The sequence below is a fragment of the Rhodanobacter soli genome (assembly GCF_040548735.1).
Lineage (GTDB): Bacteria > Pseudomonadota > Gammaproteobacteria > Xanthomonadales > Rhodanobacteraceae > Rhodanobacter > Rhodanobacter soli_A.
Window position 1 is genome coordinate 284,824 of record NZ_JBEPSD010000003.1, and the last position, 17,092, is coordinate 301,915.

Annotated in this window: 12 protein-coding genes; 8 read left to right on the forward strand and 4 right to left on the reverse strand. The window is 68.4% G+C overall.

Annotated features, from left to right (window positions below; translation table 11 throughout):
- Positions 1 to 140 precede the first annotated feature (140 nt).
- Both ABIE04_RS15355 and ABIE04_RS15360 read left to right on the forward strand, forming a co-directional pair.
- Positions 141 to 1,739 (forward strand): hypothetical protein, encoded by a 1,599-nt coding sequence (locus tag ABIE04_RS15355; RefSeq protein ID WP_354552123.1) that lies wholly within the window; start codon positions 141 to 143, stop codon positions 1,737 to 1,739.
- A 465-nt stretch (positions 1,740 to 2,204) separates the two neighbouring features.
- Positions 2,205 to 2,453, forward strand: coding sequence for a DUF1272 domain-containing protein (locus ABIE04_RS15360; protein WP_354552125.1), 249 nt, complete (start codon positions 2,205 to 2,207; stop codon positions 2,451 to 2,453).
- A gap of 9 nt (positions 2,454 to 2,462) precedes the next feature.
- Here the strand turns inward: ABIE04_RS15360 and ABIE04_RS15365 are convergent, their stop codons facing one another.
- The 4 genes from ABIE04_RS15365 to ABIE04_RS15380 all read right to left on the reverse strand — a co-directional run bounded on the left by ABIE04_RS15365 (position 2,463) and on the right by ABIE04_RS15380 (position 7,576).
- The gene (locus tag ABIE04_RS15365; protein ID WP_354552127.1) at positions 2,463 to 4,721 is read right to left on the reverse strand and encodes a xanthine dehydrogenase family protein molybdopterin-binding subunit; all 2,259 of its coding nucleotides are present in this window, start codon (positions 4,719 to 4,721) and stop codon (positions 2,463 to 2,465) included.
- Entirely contained in the window at positions 4,718 to 5,251 is a 534-nt protein-coding gene (locus tag ABIE04_RS15370) for a (2Fe-2S)-binding protein (RefSeq protein ID WP_354552130.1), read from the reverse strand. Before ABIE04_RS15370 ends, ABIE04_RS15365 begins: the two co-directional genes overlap by 4 nt.
- A 51-nt stretch (positions 5,252 to 5,302) precedes the next feature.
- The gene (locus tag ABIE04_RS15375; protein ID WP_354552132.1) at positions 5,303 to 6,622 is read right to left on the reverse strand and encodes an APC family permease; all 1,320 of its coding nucleotides are present in this window, start codon (positions 6,620 to 6,622) and stop codon (positions 5,303 to 5,305) included.
- 72 nt (positions 6,623 to 6,694) lie between these two features.
- Positions 6,695 to 7,576 carry a PhzF family phenazine biosynthesis protein gene (locus ABIE04_RS15380; RefSeq protein ID WP_354552135.1) on the reverse strand — a complete coding sequence of 294 codons (882 nt, stop codon included), beginning with the start codon at positions 7,574 to 7,576 and terminating at the stop codon, positions 6,695 to 6,697.
- A gap of 323 nt (positions 7,577 to 7,899) precedes the next feature.
- On the opposite strand from ABIE04_RS15380, the gene ABIE04_RS15385 reads away from it, so the two are divergent.
- From ABIE04_RS15385 to ABIE04_RS15410, 6 genes are all read left to right on the forward strand, one after another.
- Positions 7,900 to 9,417, forward strand: coding sequence for a fumarate hydratase (locus tag ABIE04_RS15385; protein WP_354552137.1), 1,518 nt, complete (start codon positions 7,900 to 7,902; stop codon positions 9,415 to 9,417).
- Positions 9,418 to 9,704: 287 nt separating this feature from the next.
- Positions 9,705 to 12,320: a bifunctional aspartate kinase/diaminopimelate decarboxylase gene (locus ABIE04_RS15390; protein ID WP_354552140.1), complete on the forward strand. Its 2,616-nt coding sequence runs from the start codon at positions 9,705 to 9,707 to the stop codon at positions 12,318 to 12,320.
- Between the two features lie 152 nt (positions 12,321 to 12,472).
- Complete coding sequence (gene murL, locus ABIE04_RS15395; RefSeq protein ID WP_354552142.1) at positions 12,473 to 13,813, forward strand: UDP-N-acetyl-alpha-D-muramoyl-L-alanyl-L-glutamate epimerase; 1,341 nt, start codon at positions 12,473 to 12,475, stop codon at positions 13,811 to 13,813.
- Positions 13,813 to 15,168, forward strand: a complete 1,356-nt coding sequence (gene murD / locus ABIE04_RS15400; RefSeq protein WP_354552144.1) for a UDP-N-acetylmuramoyl-L-alanine--D-glutamate ligase — start codon at positions 13,813 to 13,815, stop codon at positions 15,166 to 15,168. The genes murL and murD overlap by 1 nt, the downstream gene beginning before the upstream one ends.
- A gap of 140 nt (positions 15,169 to 15,308) precedes the next feature.
- Complete coding sequence (locus ABIE04_RS15405; protein ID WP_354552147.1) at positions 15,309 to 15,860, forward strand: DUF6795 domain-containing protein; 552 nt, start codon at positions 15,309 to 15,311, stop codon at positions 15,858 to 15,860.
- A gap of 30 nt (positions 15,861 to 15,890) precedes the next feature.
- Positions 15,891 to 17,060, forward strand: a complete 1,170-nt coding sequence (locus ABIE04_RS15410) for a lipase family protein (RefSeq protein ID WP_354552149.1) — start codon at positions 15,891 to 15,893, stop codon at positions 17,058 to 17,060.
- The last annotated feature ends 32 nt before the right edge of the window (positions 17,061 to 17,092 follow it).

Sequence of the window (17,092 nt, forward strand, 5' to 3'; positions counted from 1 at the left end):
GCGGGGGCGCGGCATCGCATGCTGCGATGCGGAGAGGCATCACCGGCATGGGCTTGCGGATCGACTCCGGCAGGATCCGGTTCGTCGCAAGCCCATCCGGTTCAGAGAAAGCCAACGCTGTTTTCTGGAGGGAGAATCCTATGTCATTGCCCAAGTCCGGCGGCCTCAGCCTCGCGCTGTGTGCCGCCATCAGTCTTGCCATCGCTGGAAGCGTCCAGGCCGCCGTCACCACGGGGCCCGAAATCACGCCGGCGGTACAGCACGACACCTTGCATTCGCTGCGCGGCGTGATGCCGCGTCCGGATGATTTCGCCAAGAACTCGCACGCACATCCAGCCCATCCGCTGCCCTTCATCGACGGTCCGGGGACCCAGACCGATGGCGCCGTGCAGAGCAGTCCCACCGGCAGCTTCGCGCCTGCGCTCGGCGCAGGTTTCGACGGCGTGGGCCAGGGCTTCAGCGGCCCGCAGGGTACGTTCACCGTCAACAGCGCGCCACCGGACACCAACGGTGCCGTCGGCGCCACCCAGTACGTGCAGATCGTCAACAGCGCGTTCGCGGTGTTCGACAAGTCGACCAAGGCCGTGACCTACGGCCCGGTGACGACGAACACGCTGTGGTCCGGTTTCGGCGGTCCGTGCGAAGCCGACAACGACGGCGACGCCACCGTGGTGTACGACAAGGCGGCCGGCCGCTGGATCGTCTCCCAGTTTGCGGTGACCGCCGCGCCTTACTACCAGTGCGTGGCGGTATCGGCCACCAGCGACGCCACCGGTGCCTACTACCGCTACGCGTTCCCGTACGGCAGCATTTTCCCGGACTACCCGAAGATGGGCGTCTGGCCGGATGCCTATTACGAAACGTTCAACATGTTCAACGGCAACACGTTCGCCGGGGCGAAGCTGTGCGCCTACGACCGCAATGCGATGCTGAGCGGCGCCGCGGCCACGCAGCAGTGCTTCCAGCTGTCCAGCAGCTACGGCGGCGTGCTGCCGGCCGACCTCGATGGCGCCACGGCGCCGCCGGCCGGTTCGCCGAACTACCTGATGAACTTCGGCTCCAGCAAGCTGAACCTGTGGAAGTTCCACGTCGACTGGGCGAACACCGCCAACACCACGCTGACCGGGCCGATCAGCATCCCGGTGGCCTCGTTCGCCGCGGCCTGCGGCGGCGGCACCTGCATCCCGCAGGCCGGTGTCAGCCAGAAGCTCGACTCGCTGGCCGACCGCTTGATGTTCCGCCTGGCCTACCGCAACTTCGGCGATCACGAGTCGCTGGTAGTGAGCCATTCGGTCCAGGTCGGCACCACGCACAAGAACCCGTACACCGGGGTGCGCTGGTACGAGATCCGCAGCCCGGGCACGACGCCGGTGGTGTACCAGCAGTCCACCTTCTCGCCGGACACCAGCTACCGCTGGATGGGCTCGGTGGCGATGGACAAGGTGGGCAACATGGCGCTTGGCTACAGCGTGTCCAGCAGCGCGCTGCACCCGGCGATCCGCTACACCGGCCGCCTGGCCAGCGACACGCCGAGCACGATGCAGGCCGAGAGCAGCATCATCGAGGGCCTGGGTTCGCAAAGCGGCTACAACCTGTCGCGCTGGGGCGACTACAGCGCGATGACGGTCGACCCGGTCGACGACTGTACCTTCTGGTACACCACCGAGTACCTGAAGAGCACCGGCGCGTTCAACTGGAACACGCGCATCGCGTCGTTCAAGTTCCCGACCTGCCAGTAACCCGACGCGCCGCCCGGCCGTGCAGGCCGGGCGGCCTCGGCGAGTCGTACGGAACGGGGCCGCCACCGGACGGCGACGCTCGTCGCTGTCCGATGGCTCGGTCCCCACTTTGCCCGTCACTCCCATTTCGTTACATCGAACGAATGCATCTCGGGATGCTCCGCAAGCGCCATCAAGCCGAGGTGGCTCGTTTGAAAGGTTGGCAATGACGTAGCCACCTGGCTATCGTGTGCTCGCTTTCTTGCGTGGAAATTGCCGTCGCCTGGCAAATCCCGCCGCGCTGAAATCTGACGGCTTCCTTGAACGGGCCGGATGGTTCCCGCGATTCGGCGGCACTCTGGCGCCATGGCCTTGGTGATGGAATCGGAGCGGTGCCGTGGCGCGGCCTTCGACTCTGGCCTTGCGGCCCAGGCTCGGGGTGAACGGGGCAGGGAGTGGGCGACGTGTCGGTTTTCGGAGGATCCCATGCTGCAGATGCGTCCGAACTGCGAGTGCTGCGACCGCGACCTGCCGGCGGATGCCGCAGGCGCGATGATCTGTTCGTTCGAGTGCACGTTCTGCACGTCATGCGTGGAAACGGTGCTGCACGGAACGTGCCCGAACTGCGGCGGCGGTTTCAGCCCGCGCCCGCCGCGTGCGGCGGAGCTGCTCGGCAAGTACCCGCCGTCGGCGGAGCGCGTGTACAAGCCGGATGGCTGCACGAAGGCCGGTTGAGTCCGGCGCTTACAGCAACCGCAGCAGCTCCTTCATCAGCGGCAGCCGGCGCACGCGCACGGCGCTGGCGCGGAATACCGCGTTGGCCAGCGCGGGGGCGGCGGTGGGCATGGCGAGGAAGCTGGCGCCGGCCGGCGCGCGGTCGCCGGCGACGGTGATGACTTCGACGTCGTTCGGCAGCTGCGCCATGCTGGCCAGCGGGTAGTCCTTGTAGCTGTGCTGCTGCACCTGGCCACCCTTGATGGTGATGGCCGCGTTCAGCGCGATGGACAGCGCGTCCAGCGTGGCGCCGGCCACCTGGCCTTCCAGTCCCAGCGGGTTGATCACGCGGCCGACGTCGACGGCGCAGACGACATGCTCGATCACCAACTGTTCGCCCTGCATCGCCACTTCGATCGCGTGCGCCACGTAGGCGCCGTCGACGTGCCAGCAGGCGATGCCGAGGCCATTGACGGTACGCAGCCAGTTCTTCCATTCGATGCGGTCGGCGACCAGCTTGAGCACGTTGGCCAGGCGGCCGGTGTCCAGCGTGCCGCCGCTGCTCAGCGGCAACGCGCGCGGCTCGCCGAGAATGCGCAGGCGCGTCTTCAGCGGGTCCTCGCGCATCGTGTGAGCGATCTCGTCGATGAAGCTTTCCACCGCGAACGCGTTGCTGAGGTGCGGCATGCCGCGCGCGGGGCCGCGCGGGGTCGCCGACGCCAGCGCGTACCAGTCGCTGCGGTAGTTCGGCACCAGTGCGGCGGGCAACTGGTCGGCCTGCAGTTCGGACGTCCACAGGCGGTCGTCCGGCATGCCGCGATGGACCAGCGCGGAGGCGCTGGCCATGCGCTGGTTCCAGGCCAGCAGCTGGCGCTTGCGGTCGATGATCACATGGATCTGGTGCACGCTGCCGGCGCGGTAGTAGTCGTGGCCGAAATCCTGTTCGCGCGTCCACATCAGGCGCACCGGCTTGTTGACGGCCTTGGCCAGCATCACCGCTTCGGCGACGTAGTCGTGGTCGAGCCGGCGGCCGTAACCGCCGCCGACGCGCGGCACGCGGATGTCGATCTGGTCGGCGGCGAGGCCGGTCAGGCGCTGCACCACGGCCCAGGCTTTCTGCGGCGCCTGGGTCGGCACGACCAGGCTGGCGCGATCCTTGTCCAGCCGCACCAGGCAGTTCATCGGTTCGGCGGTGGCGTGTGCCAGCCACGGTTGCACATAGGTGGCGTCGAGCCGGCGCGCGGCCTTCTTGCCGGCGGCGTCGACGTCGCCGTCGTTGCGCACGCGGGTGGTGGGGGCAGCGGTGTCGTCGGCGAGCAGGGCGGTGGCCTGCTGCTCAAGACCAGCGCTGCTTTCGCCGGCGCTGGCGCCGGGCTTCCATTCGAGCTTGAGCTTGTCGCGGCCTTGCAGTGCGGCCCAGGTGTTCTCGGCCAGCACCGCCACGGCCGGGGCGATCACCGTGCTGCCCGGCGGCTGGCCGGGTTCGGGTTTCAGCTGCACCACTTTCACGACGCCCTGGACGGCGAGCGCATCGGTGGTGTCGATGCGTGCCAGCGTGCCGTCAGGCCACGGGCAGTGCACCAGCACGGCGACCAGCGCGTCGCCGTAGTGGTGGTCGATCGCGTAGCGGGCCTGGCCGGTGACGATCGCGCGCGCGTCGACGTCTCCGGTGCCGTGACCGATCAGCTTGTAGTCGGCCGCATTCTTCAGCGGCGGCACGCGATCCGGCAGCGCGATCTTGCTGGCATCCGCGGCCAGGGTGCCGTAGCCGAAGCGGCGGCCGTCCGGGGCGATCACCATGCCGGCGTCGCAACGCAGGCGGCTGGCCGGCACGCCGAGCCGGCGCGCTGCCGCCTGCAGCAGCAGCCAGCGCGCCACCGCGCCGACCTGGCGCAGCTCGTTCCACGCGGCCGGAATCGAGCCGCCGACGCCGCCGACCTGGCGCCCGTAGGTCCAGCGCGGCTTGCCGTTGTCGCTGCTCACGCCGAGGCCGAGCGCCACCACGCCGACGCGGTTCCAGTCGGCGTCGAGTTCCTCGGCGATGATCCGCGGCAGCGCCGTGGCCACGCCGGTACCGGTGTCCGGGTCGCGCGCGCCGATCAGCACGTTGCCGTCGGCGTCGATGCGCACGTAGGCGCCGAGGTTGTAGAGGTTGTCGCCGAGCATGGCCGGCGGCAGCGGTGCGTCGGCGGCGTCGGCGATGCGGATGCCGACGATGAGCGCGCCGGCGCTGCCGGCCAGTACCTGCAGGAAACGGCGGCGCGAAAGACGGATGCCGTTGCCGCTCATGGCCGGCCCGCCTTGCCGGCGGCGCGCTTGATCGCGCGGCGCACGCGGGTCTGGCAACCGCAGCGGCACAGGTTCGGCAACTGATCGATGTCGCCGTCGTTGGGATGGGGCTTGCGCCGCAGCAGGTCGACCCCGGCGATCAGCCAGCCCGGGGTGCAGTAGCCGCAGCCGATCGCGTCCTCGTCGATGAAGGCCTGCTGCAACGGGTGCAGGCTGCCGTCGTTCGCGGCCAGGCCTTCCACCGTGGTCACCGCCTTGCCGGCCAGTCCGGCGAGCGGCACGGTGATCGCGGAAACCGCCTTGCCGTCGAGCAGTACCAGGTCGGCGCCGTTCTCGCCATGCTCGCCGCCGTACTTGGTGCCGGTCAGCCGCAGCACGTCGCGCAGGTACCACAGCAGCGGCATCTGCGCATCGCCGGTGTGGCGGAAGTGCTCGCCGTTGACCTCAAGGTCGATGCCGTCACGTACCTTCTCGGCCACGATGCCGCTTTCCTGGCTGATCGGCAGAACCTGGGCTTGCACGGGCACCATCCATCATCTCCTTGAAGTCGATCCGCACATTGTGGCATTGCTGCCGCCCGCTTAGGGCAGCGTGCGGCTGAACAGGCGGCGCCAGACCATGTAGACGGGCACGCCGGCCGCCATGATCAGCAGGCCGATACCGGTGTTGCGCGGGTTGTCGCGCAGCGACAGCACCACCACCACCGTCACCGCGGCGATGAACAGCAGCGGCAGCCACGGGTAGCCGGGCACGCGGAAGCCGCCGGATGCGCGGTCGTGGCGGCGATACCAGAACAGCGTACCCACGCCGATCGCGCAGGCCAGCCAGTCGCCGAAGGTGGCGTAGTCCAGCAACTGGCCGTAGCTGCCCGACAGCGCCAGCACGATCGCCCAGCCGGAGAGCAGCAGCAGGGCGGTGTTCGGCGTGCGCCAGCGCGGATGCAGCCGCGCCACCGCGCGGAAGAATAGTCCGTCCTCGCCCATCACTTGCAGCACCCGTGCACCGGCGACCAGGGTGATGTTGCAAAAGCCGAGGGTGGAGATTGCCACGCCCAGCGCGATCACTTTCGCGCCGACCGGGCCGGCCACCTGCTGCATCACGTCCGCCGCCGGCGCGGTGCTGGCGGCGAGCCCGGCGTGGCCGAGCACGGCGAGATAGGCCACGTTGACCAGCGCGTAGGCGCCGATCACCAGCACCATGCCCAGGGTCAGCGCGCGCGGCAGCGTGCGCTGCGGGTCGCGCACTTCGCCGGCAAGGTTGTTGAGGTAGGTGAAGCCGGAATACGCGAACAGCACCGGCAGCGCCGCGCCCATGAAGCCCACGCCGCTGCGCGCCGGATCGGCGGCCAGCACCTGGCCGTGTCCGGCGCCGGCGAGGAACAGGCCGCACATCACCAGCACCGCCACCGCCAGCAGCTTGAGCAGGGCGAACAGGTTCTGGATCTGCGCGCCGAGGCGGATGCCGAACAGGTTGATGCCGCCGACGAAGACCAGCGCGCCGACGGTCAGCGGCAGCGCCCAGGCCGGCGGCAGCCCGAACAGCGCGGCGGCGTAGCTGGCGAAGATCGTCGCCACCGCTGCGCTGGAGCCTGAGTAGATCACCAGCAGCATGGTCCAGCCGAACAGGAAACCGGCCAGCGGCCCGAACGCCTCGCGCAGGTAGACGTAGGTGCCGCCCGCGTGCGGCCGGCGCGCGCCGAGCTCGGCGTAGCACAGCGCGCCGATCAGGGTGAGTACGCCGGCGGCCACCCACATCAGCAGCAGCGCCAGCCCCGATTCGGTGCGCTGCGCCACGATGCCGGGGTTGAGGAAGATGCCGCCGCCGATGATGCCGCCGACCACGATCAGGGCCGCGTCCCACGGGCGCAGGCTGCGCACATAGCCGGGAGAGGTGTCGTTCATGCAGGGAGGTCGCTGGCGGAAGGAGCCGTAGCTTGGCGGGCGCCGCGTGGACGGGCAAGCGTTCGGAGACTCTCAGTCCAGCTGAAGCTCGCCACGGATGCCCACGGCACAGGCGCCGCCGATGGTGATGCTGTCGTCCGTCGCATCGCGCACCACCTCGACGCAGCCGTCGCGACCCACCTCGCGGCCCTGGCTGGCGCGATAGCGCAGGCCGTAACCGGCGGGATCGCCGCTGTCGGCGAGGAAGGCCATGATCGCGGCGTTGGCGCTGCCGGTGACCGGGTCCTCGGGGATGCCGTCGGCCGGGCAGAACGCGCGCACCGCCATGCTCGCCTCGCCCGCGCGCTGCCGGCCGAACACGCTGACGCCAACGGCGCCAGCGGCTTCGCAGAGCGCGCCGATCGCGGCCAGGTCGGGCTGCAACTGCCGCACCGCGGCCTCCTCGCGCAGATCGCAGACGAACCACAGCGGCCCGTTGTCGACCAGGCGCAGCTGGCTTTCCGCCAGGTCGGCATGCACGGCCTGGCCGAGCAGGGCGCGCTGGTGTGCTGCCACGGCGCGCAGTTTGGCCCGCGGCGCCTGCACGTGGATGATCCGCCCGCTACCGCTGCCCTCGACGCGCACCGGCAGCAACCCGGCCGCGCATTCCTGCAGCAGTTGCCGCTTGTCGGGCGGTACCAGCCCGGACTCGATCGCGGCATACGCGCTGCCCACGCTGGGATGGCCGGCGAACGGCAGTTCCCGGCGCGGGGTGAAGATGCGCACGCGGTAGTCCGCCGCAGCGCTGCTCGGCGGCAGCAGGAAGGTGGTTTCGGAAAGGTTGGTCCAGCGCGCGAACGCCTGCATCGTGGCGTCGTCGAGGCCGTCGCCGTCGATCACCACGGCCAGCGGATTGCCCAGCAGCGGCTTGCCGGAGAACACGTCGAGCTGGATGAAGCGGCGGCTGCGGGGCATGGCGGTTTTCCGGGCGGGCAATCGCCGACGATTGCACCGGCGGGTGTTCCCGGGCAAGTGGTCGACCCGCGCGGGCGACAGCACCGCCCCGCAAGGACGGTCGGAACATGCCGATCGGAACGCGCCGGAGAACACGGCCAGAGCGCTGGCCGCTGCCGCTGCGCAGTGGGGGACGCCTCGCAGGATCACGGCGTTCACGGCATGGCGCGTCGGTGCGGTTTCGGGCAAGGAGGCGATTTGCGGCACAATAAGAGGGTTATGCGCCGTGAACAGCCGTTCGCCGGCGCCTGGATTCCCGAATCGAAGCTGCCTGTCCAGACCCCATGACCACCATCAAGCAAGAAGACCTGATCCAGTCCGTCGCCGACGCGCTGCAATACATCAGCTACTACCACCCGGTCGACTACATCAAGAGCCTGGCCGCCGCGTACGAGCGCGAGGAATCGCCCGCCGCGAAGGATGCGATGGCGCAGATCCTGATCAACTCGCGCATGGCTGCCGAAGGCCACCGGCCGCTGTGCCAGGACACCGGCATCGTCACCGTATTCCTCAAGGTGGGCATGAACGTGCGCTGGGACGACGCGACCATGTCGCTGGAGGACATGGCCAACGAGGGCGTGCGCCGCGCGTACAACGACCCGGACAACAAGCTGCGCGCCAGCGTGCTGGCCGACCCGGCCGGCAAGCGCATCAACACGAAGGACAACACCCCCTCGGTGGTCAACATGTCGATCGTGCCCGGCGACACCGTCGAGGTGATCGTGGCCGCCAAGGGCGGCGGTTCCGAGGCGAAGTCGAAGTTCGCCATGCTCAACCCGTCCGACTCGATCGTCGACTGGGTGCTGAAGACCGTGCCCACGATGGGCGCCGGCTGGTGTCCGCCGGGCATGCTCGGCATCGGCATCGGCGGCACCGCCGAGAAGGCGATGCTGATGGCGAAGGAAGCGCTGATGGAGTCGATCGACATCCAGGAGCTGATCGCGCGCGGTCCGCGGAACCGTGCCGAGGAACTGCGCATCGAGCTGTACGAGAAGGTCAACGCGCTGGGTATCGGTGCGCAGGGCCTGGGCGGCCTCACCACCGTGCTCGACGTGAAGGTGAAGGATTTCCCGACCCACGCGGCGAACCTGCCGGTGGCGCTGATCCCGAACTGCGCCGCCACCCGCCACGCGCACTTCGTGCTGGACGGCAGCGGCCCGGTGATGCTCGACCCGCCGTCGCTGGAAGACTGGCCGAAGCTCACCTACGACGCCTCCAAGGGCCGCCGGGTGAACCTCGACACGGTGACCCGCGAGGAAGTGGCGAGCTGGAAGCCGGGCGAGACCCTGCTGCTCAACGGCAAGCTGCTCACCGGCCGCGATGCCGCGCACAAGCGCATGGTCGAGATGCTCAACCGGGGCGAGCCGCTGCCGGTGGATTTCAACGGCCGCTTCATCTACTACGTGGGGCCGGTCGATCCGGTGCGCGAGGAAGTGGTGGGCCCGGCCGGCCCCACCACCGCCACGCGCATGGACAAGTTCACCGAACAGGTGCTCAGCGAAACCGGCCTGCTCGGCATGGTCGGCAAGGCCGAACGCGGTCCGGCCGCGATCGAGGCGATCAAGAAGCACCGCTCCGTGTACCTGATGGCCGTGGGCGGCGCCGCGTACCTCGTCTCCAAGGCGATCAAGGCCTCGCGCGTCGTCGGCTTCGCCGACCTGGGCATGGAGGCGATCTACGAATTCACCGTGGAAGACATGCCCGTCACCGTGGCGGTCGACTCGGGCGGCAGCTCGGTGCACCAGACCGGTCCCCGCGAATGGCAGGCAAGGATCGGGAAGATCCCCGTGGTTGTTCAATGAAAGGGGTGCGCGCAGCGCACGCGTTTGCCTCCTCCCCTCTCAGGGGAGGATTGAGGAGGGTTAGCGCAGGGTCACCGCAAACCCCGCGATCAAAAAAGCACCCCACCCCAGCCCTCCCCTGCAAGCAGGGGAGGGATCCTCGATCGCCTGCGCCCTCTTTGCCGGCCGAGCGACATAATCCATTCAGCCGTCCATACGTCCAAACGAAATCCACACAGAAACCATTTGCAATTCCAATGCCGCAGCGCAACACTGACCGAATCATTTTCCCCTGACAGCGAACTCCCGTGACCTCGCCAACCTCCGCGCCGCTGCCCGCCGACGCTCCCTGGATCGTGATGAAGTTCGGCGGCACCAGCGTCGCCACGCTGCCGCGCTGGCAGAACATCCGTGAGCTGGTCGCCAGCCGCCGCGCCGAAGGCGCGCGCGTGCTGGTCGTCGTTTCCGCGCTGACCGGCATCACCGACGCGCTGAAACAGCTGTGCGGCGAGGGCGGGCAGGACAAGCGCAAGGCGGCGGCCGGCGCGATCGCGCAACGCCACTACGACTTGCTGGAGCACATGCAGCTGGCGCTGCCGGACACGCTCGGCTCGCGTCTGTCCGACCTGGCCGGGATGGCCGCCGACGGCCCGGCGCCGCGCGGCGAGCTGGCCTGGCAGGCGCAGGTGCAGGCGCACGGCGAGCTGATGTCCAGCGCGCTCGGCGCGGCCTTCCTCAGCCATAGCGGCCTGCCCACGCAGTGGCTGGACGCGCGCGACTGCCTGGCGGCGGTCGCGCTGCCGAACCAGAACGAGCGCACCCGCTTGCTCTCGGCCATGGTCGAGGCGAAGCCCGATCCGGCGCTGAACGCGCGCCTGGCCGCACTCGGCGACGTGTTCATCACCCAGGGCTTCATCGCGCGCGAACAGCATGGCCGCACCGTGCTGCTGGGGCGCGGCGGTTCGGATACCTCGGCGGCGTACTTCGGCGCGCTGCTGAAGGCGTCGCGGGTAGAAATATGGACCGACGTGGCCGGCATGTTCACCGCCAACCCGCGCCAGGTGCCGGGCGCGCGCCTGCTGCAGCGGCTGGATTACGAAGAGGCGCAGGAAATCGCCTCCACCGGCGCCAAGGTGCTGCACCCGCGTTGCCTGTCGCCGCTGCGCGAACCGCGCGTGCCGCTGCTGATCAAGGACACCAACCGGCCCGAACTCGAAGGCACCGTGATCGGCCCCGAAGTGCGCGCGCACGCGCCGAGCGTCAAGGCGATCAGCGCGCGCAAGGGCATCACCCTGGTGTCGATGGAGTCGGTGGGCATGTGGCAGCAGGTCGGCTTCCTCGCCGACGTGTTCGCGCATTTCAAGCAGCACGGCCTGTCGGTGGACCTGATCGGTTCGGCCGAGACCAATGTCACCGTCTCGCTCGATCCCACCGAGAACCTGCTCGACTCCGACGCGATCGCCGCGCTGGCCAGCGACCTGGCCAAGGTGTGCCGCGTGAAGGTGATCGCGCCGTGCGCGGCGATCACCCTGGTCGGCCGCGGCATGCGCTCGCTGCTGCACACGCTGTCCGGCGTGCTGGCCGAGTTCGGCCAGCTGCGCGTGCACATGATTTCGCAGTCGTCGAACAACCTCAACCTCACCTTCGTGGTGGACGAGGAAGTGGTCGATGCGCTGCTGCCGCACCTGCACGATTTGCTGATCGGCGCAGGCGCCCTGCGCACCGACGACAGCGCGCTGTTCGGCCCCAGCTGGCAGATGCTGTATGGCGGCGGAGAGGTCGTTCCCGCCGTACCGGCGTGGTGGCGCGAGGCGCAGCGGCCGCGCCTGCTGGAGCTGGCCGCCGAGGCCACGCCGCGCTACGTCTACCACCTGCCCACGGTGCGCCAGCAGGCACGCGAGCTGAAGTCGCTGGCGGCGGTGGACCGGCTGCACTACGCGGTGAAGGCGAACACTCATCCAGCGATCCTGCGCGCGCTGGCGGTGGAGGGTTTCGCGTTCGAGTGCGTGTCGCCGGGTGAATTGAAGGCGGTCGCCGCGGTGGTGGCGGAGTCGGTGCCGCTGCTGTTCACGCCGAACTTCGCGCCGCGCGGGGATTACGTCCATGCGCTGGGCACCCGCGCCACCGTCACGCTCGACGCGCTGCACCCGCTGCAGCATTGGGGCGAACTGTTCCGCGGCCGCGAGATCGTGCTGCGGATCGACCTGGGCCGCGGCCTGGGCCATCACGAGAAGGTGCGTACCGGCGGTAGCGGCAGCAAGTTCGGCTTGCCGCTGGATCAGCTTCCGCTGTTCCTGCAGCTGGCCGAGACGCATGGCGTCAGCGTTCGCGGCCTGCACGCGCACCTGGGCTCGGGCGTGCTCGATGCCGCGCATTGGGGCGAGGTGTATGCGCAGCTGGCCAGTCTGGCCGAGCGCATCGCCAGCGTCACCTTCCTCAATATCGGCGGCGGCCTCGGCGTGCCGGCGCATCCGGGCGAAGCGCCGCTGGACATCGCCGCGCTCGACCGTGCGCTGCGCGAGGTCAAGGCCGTCTATCCGCAGTACCAGCTGTGGATGGAGCCGGGCCGCTACCTGGTGGCCGACGCCGGCGTGCTGCTGACGCGGGTGACCCAGCAGAAGGACAAGGGCGGCTTCCGCTACCTCGGCGTGGACACCGGCATGAACAGCCTGATCCGTCCTGCGCTGTACGACGCCTGGCACAAGATCGTCAACCTCAGCCGGCTCGGCGAGCCGGCCACCGCGCTGTACCAGGTGGTCGGCCCGATCTGCGAGAGCGGCGACGTGCTGGGCACCGACCGCCGCCTGCCCGAGGCTCAGGAGGGCGATGTGATCCTGATCGCGCAGGCTGGCGCCTATGGCAAGGTGATGTCCTCGCATTACAACCTGCGCGACGAGGCTGACGAGGTGGTGATCGACGCCTGATCCGGAACGCGCCTGCCCAGGGATGCGGGCAGGGCGAAAGTTGCGGGATCGTCGTCTGCACCGCCTTTTGCCCGCCGAAAGCCATCGGACCGGCACCGCTCGAAGCTAGAATCAGCCTGTTCGCTCCCGTGATGCGGGCGATGGAGAAAGATGTGAGCAACACGATCCAACCGCGCCTCACCAAGGTCTTCCGCTTCGTGCGCGCGAGCTACGCCGACGGCGTGGCCGAGCTGGCGTACGCGTTCGACGATGGCGAGGAACTGGTCGAGCGGATCCGCTTTCCGCATGCGCCGGCGATCCCGGCCGCGCGTGCGGCGGCGTTCGACGCCGCCTTGAAACTGCTGCACCTGATCGCGGGCGTCAGCTACTACAAGGCCGGCGTGCCGCCGCGGATCGAGCTGGCCGATGGCCCGCTCGACGACGCCACCGCCGAGCTGCTGGACCAGCTGTACCTGCACGGCCTGGCCGAATTCGCCTACCGCAACGGGCTGGACTTGCGCGGGCGGATTTCGTTTCCGCGTGGCGGCGCGGCGCCCGCGGTTGGCGCGCTGGCTCTGCCGAAACGCACCCTGGTACCGATCGGCGGCGGCAAGGATTCGCTTGTGGCGGTGGAGGCGATCAAGTCGATCGGCGGCGAGGCGACCGCGGTGTGGGTCGGCAATTCCGCGCTGATCGCGGCCTGCGCCGAACGCACCGGCCTGCCCACCTTGAACATCCAGCGCGAACTGGCGCCGGGCCTGTTCGAGTTGAACCGGCTCGGTGCGTGGAACGGGCACATCCCGGTGACCGCAGTGAATTCGGCGATCCTCGCCGTGGCCGCGATCCTGTACGGCTACGATTCGATCACGTTCGCCAACGAGCGTTCCGCCTCCGCCGCCACGCTGGAGTACGACGGCCAGCAGGTGAACCACCAATGGAGCAAGAGCCTCGCATTCGAGCGCCTGCTCGGCGACTGGCTGCACACCCACGTGGCCGCCGACCTCGACTACTGCTCGCTGCTGCGGCCGTACTCGGAACTGGCGATCACCCGCGCCTTCGCGAAACTGACGCCGTACTTCGACGTGTTCTCCAGCTGCAACCGCAACTTCAAGCTGCTCGGCCCGAAGCCGGTCGACCGCTGGTGCGGGCAGTGCCCGAAATGCCACTTCGTGTTCCTCGCGCTGGCGCCGTTCCTGCCCAAGCCGCGGCTGCTGGCGATCTTCGGCCGCAACCTGCTGGACGACGAGACGCAGGCCGCCGGCTTCGACGCGCTGCTGGAATACCAGGACCACAAGCCGTTCGAGTGCGTGGGCGAGGGCGCCGAGGCGCGCGCCGCGATGCAGGCGCTGAGCCAGCGGCCGGAGTGGCAGGAAGACGCACTGGTGGAGCGCTTCCGCAGCGAGATCCTGCCGCAGCTCGACGTCGCGCAGCTGGCGCTGGAGCCGTGGCTTGAGCCGTCCGCCGAACATCGCGTGCCGGCCCGACTGCAGCCTGCGCTGGCGGCGATCGGTTGATGCGTATTGCCGACCTGGCAGGTCGCCGTGTGGCGATATGGGGTTTCGGTCGCGAGGGCCACGCGGTCATCAAGGCCCTGCGCATGCGTCTGCCGGCGCAACCATTGACCCTGTTCTGCAGCGACGCCGAAGTCGATGCGGCGCGCACGTTCGACGCCTCGCTGGAAATTGTCGTCGGCGAACCGGACGCCACAACGCTGAGCCGGTTCGACGTGGTGGTGAAGTCGCCCGGCATCTCCGCCTACAAGCCGGCATTGCTGGCCGCGCAGGCGCAGGGTACGCAGTTCATTTCGGGCACCGCGCTGTGGTTCGGCGAGTACCCCGATGCACGCGTGATCGCGGTCACCGGCACCAAGGGCAAGAGCACCACCAGCGCGCTGGTCGCGCACCTGGCGCGCGCACTCGGCATGCGCTCCGCGCTGGCTGGCAACATCGGCCTGCCGCTGCTGGAGCTGCTCGACCAGCGCGCCGAGCTGTGGGTGATCGAGCTGTCCAGCTTCCAGACCGGCGAAGCCGGCCCGCTGGAGCTGGGCGTGGTCACCAGCCTGTACGAGGAACACCTTGACTGGCACGGCTCGCGCGAGCGCTACGTGGCCGACAAGCTGAAGCTGGCCGACGCCGCGCGTACGCTGTTGGTCAACGGGCAGCAGCCGGGTTTGCTGGAACGTACCGCCGCGCACCCGCATCGCCTGCTGTTCGGCACGCCGGAACGCTGGCACGTGCGCGACGGCGCGATCCGCCGCGGCGGGCAGGCGGTATTCGACACCGCCGCGCTGGCGGCGCCCGGCCTGCACAACGCACTCAACGCCTGCGCTGCGCTGGCTGCGCTGGAAGCCATCGGCATGGACGCACTGGCCGCCGCGCCCGCGCTGGCGCACTTCCGTCCGCTGCCGCATCGCCTGCAGCCGCTGGGCGAGCGCGACAGATGGCACTGGGTCAACGACTCGATCAGCACCACGCCGCTGGCCACGCTGGCCGCGTTGGAAAGCCTGCATGGCCGCGCGGTGACCGTGCTGGTCGGCGGCCACGACCGCGGCTTGGACTGGACGCCGTTCGTCGACGCCATGCGCAGCACGCCACCCAATGCGATCGTCTGCATGGGCAGCAACGGCGCACGCATCGAAGCAGCACTGCGCAGCGCGGAAATAGCTTGCCCGATCATGCGCGTCGCCGATCTCGCCGGCGCCGTGGCCGAGGCGAAGACGCATACTCCGCATGGCGGCGTGATCCTGCTCTCTCCCGGCGCGCCCAGCTTCGATCAGTTCAAGGATTACGCCGAACGCGGCCGCCGCTTCGCCGCGCTGGCTGGTTTCGATGTCGCGATCACCGGCATCGAAGGCCTGGGCATCGGCTGATCCCGGATGAATGCACCGGGCAATACAGTGATCGCCAGCGCATAACGGGCGGACGCGGCGAAGGCCGACTTGTGGCGCGTCGCCAGTTTTGCTATTCAGGCTGCTTTGACGTTCCATGGAAGCTGGCCACGGGGGTGGCAATGGAAGTGCAGCGGAGCGAGCGGGATGCCGCGAACGGGTGCGGGACGGCGGCGTTCCTGGGGGGAAAGTCTTTCTGGCGTTTTTCACGCATCGGGCCAAGGCTATTGCCCGGGCTGCTTGTGTGTGCGCTGTTGTTGACGACTGCTGACGAGGCGAATGCCATGGGCAAGATGTGTCTTTTCTCGGCGGTACGCGGAGTGGTGCTCGATCACGGCAAGCCGGTCGAGGGGGCGCGGATCGAGCGCAGCTACAAATGGAGTTGGAAGAACGAGGGTGGAAGTGATCAGGCCACCACCGACGCGCAGGGGGCATTCGCGCTGCCTGCGATATGGGGACGCTCGCTGCTCGGGTCGCTGTTGCCGCACGAACCCTTCGTGGAACAGACGATCCTGATTCACCACGCCGGCAATACCTATAAGGCGTGGATGCTGGACAAGCGCAATTACAACGAAAACGGCGAACTCGGGGGGCGTCCGGTTTCTCTGGTTTGCCGATTGGAAGCAGAGGTCGTACATCACGGCAAGGTTTACGGCATCTGCGAGCCGCAGTGACGCTGTGTTTACCCAACAAGGAGGGGTTTCATGAGCACACTTATGCCTCATCAGGCTGCCCTGATCGCCGGTGGCGTCTATAGCCTGCGCGAACGTACCGTCAGTCAGTCGGCGGATCGGGGCGTGAAGCTCGGCTGCGAGGACATGTTTGCTGTGGACGGCAGCTCACGGTTCACCGGCCGCTCCGGCGGGCTGATCTCGGTCAAGCAGCTCAGTGGTTTCGGTTACATCGCGGCGGGCACCGGTTCGTACCAGAACGAGGTGCTGGTGGCCACGCGTGGCACCGAAACGATGTATGACTGGCTCAGCAATTTCAACATAGGCATGCAGCTGGGACCCGGTGGGCAACTCGTCCATGCCGGCTTCCATGAAGTATGGAAATCGTTCTCCGTGGATGTGGCCAACTTCCTGCGAGGACGCAACCCCACGGTGATCCACTGCGTGGGCCACAGCCTTGGCGGTGCGCTGGCCACGCTCAATGCCGACTACTTCTCCAGTATCGGAGCAGCCGAGGTGAAGCTGTATACCTTCGGTTCGCCACGCGCCGGCGGAGCATTTTTCGCGCGCAGCCTGACTCGCCGGGTCGGCCGACAGAACATGTACCGCGTGCATCATCGCTCCGATCCGGTTCCGAAGATTCCCCTGTTTCCATTCATCCATGTGCCGACTGCGGAGCCGGGGTACCAGCTGACCGCAGGTCCGTCGGGGTTGATCAACACCGATGCGCATTCGATGGAGTTGAGCTATGTCCCCGGTGTTGGCCGGGACAGTTGGCAGGCGCTGGCACGCCGTGGCGTGAGCGGGGAAGACGATATGAATGCCCAGCTTTGGCTGGATCAGGTAAGCGCAGGCGGCGGCGGTATTCTGATGGGTGGTGCATGGGGCCTGATGATGATCGGCAAGGCGCTGAACTGGCTGATGGGCAAGATCGGCACACTGGCGCTCAACGCACTTGGCCTGCAATTTACCATGGGGATGACGGTGCTCGATCAGCTGGCATGGCTGCTCAGCAAAGGGGCCGAGCTGTCCATCGAGGTCTCGTCCTACGTCGGTGCGATCATCACGGCGATCTTCCGTTTTCTCGGCCGTACCGCTACGGCTGGCGCCTCGCTGACGGTGAGCTTCATCCGCTGGGTACTCGGCCTGTTGTTCAAGGCTCTCGTTACAGTCGCGAATCGGGCATTCATGCTGGTGAGCTGAGCCACGGTCCGGCCGGCACCGCTACGCCGCCA